The 3653-nt window shown below is 44.1% G+C and carries 3 protein-coding genes; all 3 read right to left on the bottom strand.

What is annotated here, in order from left to right; translation table 11 throughout:
• Nucleotides 1–362, bottom strand: a 362-nt coding sequence (locus tag AC4MRV_RS21625; RefSeq protein WP_491189343.1) for a hypothetical protein, incomplete at its 3' end; no start/stop codon positions are given.
• An 81-nt stretch (nt 363–443) separates the two neighbouring features.
• Nucleotides 444–2399: an alkyl/aryl-sulfatase gene (locus AC4MRV_RS21620; RefSeq protein ID WP_152470749.1), complete on the bottom strand. Its 1956-nt coding sequence runs from the start codon at nt 2397–2399 to the stop codon at nt 444–446.
• A 128-nt stretch (nt 2400–2527) separates the two neighbouring features.
• Nucleotides 2528–3505: a helix-turn-helix domain-containing protein gene (locus AC4MRV_RS21615; protein WP_491189342.1), complete on the bottom strand. Its 978-nt coding sequence runs from the start codon at nt 3503–3505 to the stop codon at nt 2528–2530.
• Nucleotides 3506–3653: the final 148 nt, after the last annotated feature.

Raw genomic sequence — 3653 nt, 5'->3', positions numbered from 1 at the left:
GCCACGCCCAGTTCCAACGCATCTTGATAGGATATCTCCCCCGTTACAATACTAGATAATGCAGCTGCAGATAAAATAAGGACCCTCTTCTTTTGATTGGGTTTGGTTACATGAACTTCTAACTTGTCCGCTCTTTTCTTGGCCCACAAGTGACTATCGATAACATATAAGTAAGTATCATCCATCGACTCATTGTTCAGGTCTTTCGCTAGTAGCTTTAACCACCAGCTGGTTTGTTGCAAACCGGGAATTCCCTCACGTAAGGTCGGCTTCGTAATAGTCCCTTCACTCACTTCTTTGTGCGTGGCAAGTGCCACATCAAACGCACCAGGGTAACTTTCCGTGAAAGGATTTGTGAACACGCCGTCAAATGTGCAAGCCCTTAATGGGCCTGCACTTAACGACAGGCACATAGTGAAGACTATTGCTATCGTTCTCATCGCTTAAGGCGTCACTATGTTAAACCAGAACTTAAAGCTATCCAGCATGCCCATAAATTCCTTGAACACTTCAGAGTCGCCCTCAATCACCAAGTCACCGTTCGCAACCGCACTCTCCAACGTCACTTGTCCCAATTGAACATCATCCAACGTTTTCTTAGACAAGATTAAGCTCACATCCGGTTTTGTCTCTATCTCACGAGAATAATTAAGCACCGAGTTTTCCATCGACAAAGTGTAAGCTTCTTCCAAATCGGTAAACGTTATGTTGATAGAAAAGTCCTTGCCTTCCGCTTTTTCTGGCAGGATTCGTACCGATAGGTAGTCAAACAACATTTCTGGAGGCATGTTTTTAATAATGTCTGGAGACGCAGTCGTTAGCCCGCCAGATTCAGGAGTACCGTTACGAAGTTCATAAGCTCCCTGCAAATAAACCGAACGCCAAGGCCCAGACTCCGCTTGATATCCTAGTTGCTCATACGTATCGGCTAGTAACGCTTTACCCTTTTTAGACTGAGGGTTCGCGAACACAACATGCTTTAGTACCTCAGCAACCCAACGATAATTTCCTTGGGCAAAATCGGCTTGGGCTTTTTCCAACACGGCTTGCTCACCGCCCATATAATCAACATAGTTTACGGCTGCATTTGTTGGCGGTAGATTGTTCAGATCAGAAGGGTTACCTGTGTACCAGCCCATATAGCGTTGGTAAACCGCTCGGCTGTTGTGACGTAACGTGCCGTAATAACCACGAGTTGCCCAGTTCTCTTCCAACGATTTTGGTAACGTGATTAATTCAGAAATCTCTTCGCCCGTATAGCCTTGGTTCATCAAACGGACAGATTGATCGTGGGTAAACTTGTAGATATCTCTTTGTTTCTTAAAATAATCTACGATGTCTTGTTGTCCCCATACTGGCCAGTGGTGGCTTTGGAACTTAACTTCAACCTCATCACCCCACATCTCAATCGTTTCATTCAAGTAACTCGACCACTTCAACGCATCACGCACTTGAGCACCACGCAAAGTCAGGATGTTATGCATGGTGTTCGTGGTATTTTCTGCCATCCACAGCGCTTTTTTCTCAGGAATCCACGTATTCATTTCAGTCGGCGCTTCGGTGCCCGGTGTGTACTGAAATACCAACTTAACGCCATCCACCACTCTCTCTTCACCTGTTTTTTCGATGAAGTCCGTTGGCTCAATTAATGTGGCTAACCCTGTAGAAGTGGTTTGGCCCAAACCCCCATTCACCCCACCAAACTCATTTCGAGGTAATAAGGCGCCATACATGTAGATCGCGCGGCGTCCCATCGCATTACCGGCAATAACATTTTCCGATACCGCGTGCTCGGTGAATCCATGCGACGCGATAATCTCAACCTTACCCGCTTTCACATCTTTCTCATCGACGATCCCACGCACACCGCCAAAATGGTCTAAATGGCTATGACTATAGATGATTGCGGTAACTGGTCGCTCACCCAACTCCTGGTTGACGAACTCCAATGCCGCCTTTGCGACTTCCTGAGAAATGAGTGGATCAAATACAATCCAACCTTTTTTCCCTTCAACAAAGGTGATGTTTGATAAGTCATAACCGCGAACTTGGTAAATGCCATCCGTTACCTTGAACAAACCATTGATCATATTCAGCTGCGCATTTCGCCACAAACTTGGGTTCACGCTATCTGGCGCGGCTTTGTCCAAAGAGATGTACTTTTTATAGGACTCTAAATCCCATACAACGTCACCATTTTCATTTTTAACAGTGACAGTGTCCTGAACAGCGATTAAACCTCGCTGGGCATTCTCAAAGTCTTCTTTGTTGTTAAAGGGTAAGGTTTGTAATACTTTTTGGTTGGCCGCGATGGTTGCCTTTGAGGCGGGTTTGGAGTCATTAGCGATTGCGCCAGTCGACAGCGTCAATATCACTAAAGCAACTACATTCTTGTTCATATATCAATCCCTTATGAGTTAAGTACGGGTAGGTGTTCTGCCCTTAACTCATAAATGCTATCAATATGTCGACCACTTAATATGCAATATCCGCAAATATAGAGGAGTTGCATATTTGAGACACACAATTAACGTGCTTGCTTCAAAGTTTGTGACGGGAGTTGGTTGTAAAAACGGTAATAATCTTTAGCAAATCGGCCAAGTTCAAGAAAGCCCCATTTGAGAGCAATGTTGACCACTTTGACATTACCTTGATGATCCGCACGGATGAGTTCTCGATGGGCGCCATTAAGCCTCACTATTCGCAAGTATTGAATAGGGGTGACACCAAGCATTTCGCGAAAGCCATATTGAAGACTACGTTCGCTAAGATTCGCGACCTGACATAGCTCCGCAATTGTTGGTAGTAGATGTGCATTGCTATCAAGAAACTCAATGACTCGACGTACACCAAGGTTCCTTTTTGAAAACGGCTTTAATTCTTCACGCCTTTCTAAAGTGGGCGTTAACACATCGAGTACCAGTTTCATTGCCGTATCGCCCAACAACTTACAAATAGATGGATAGTTAAGAAGCATCGGGTTTTGCTGCAACAGTAAGATCATTCGTTGTAAGCCAAGACGATAGGCGATTAAAGCACTATCAGACGTACTGGCGACTCGACTGGATAACCACTGTTTAGGAAAAGCTTGCTCAGTAAGACGTTGGTACTGAATATAAAAATGTTCCCTTTCGAAGGCGGCACATACGTACTGAAGTTGATTCAATACCTGTATATCCCACTCTCCACCGGTTGCTTGAATGAAGGGTTTATCAGGCAAGTCGCAACCATAGAAACTGCCGAGAGTTCCGTTAGAAATAATGGCAGCAAAAGGTAAAAAGCGTTTATCTGGATTGGCTTGAATTCTCGCCCCTAAGTTAAAGCTCTCGGTGAACAGCTGAACGTGATCAAGATTGACTTCTGTATATTGAGCATGAAATTCACCCGGCATTAACTGGGTATAGATGCGGTTTTTACCGGGTTGAAAGTGCGATAATAAACCATTGTCAGATGTGGATAATAAACGTATACGTTGTTCTCCATGATTATTGGAGACATTCAGCATTGTTGAAACTCCCTTACTCGAAACGACGCAACCCAAACACCCGTACAATTATCAAGCAACAATGCATATGATTTTATAAAATTGATTGAATAATATTGATATTGGTGATATTTCTCACAAAGTCATATCGTTGGATAACGAGTACACC

The organism is Vibrio sp., from assembly GCF_984391705.1.
The sequence above is the reverse complement of the archived record's forward strand: the minus strand, read 5'-3'. Positions and strand labels throughout refer to the sequence as shown.

What these genes read in the sequence shown, in the direction of transcription:
- AC4MRV_RS21615 (WP_491189342.1), bottom strand. Translation starts at nt 3,505, where the DNA reads ATGCTGAATGTCTCCAATAATCATGGAGAACAACGTATACGTTTATTA.
- AC4MRV_RS21620 (WP_152470749.1), bottom strand. Translation starts at nt 2,399, where the DNA reads ATGAACAAGAATGTAGTTGCTTTAGTGATATTGACGCTGTCGACTGGC.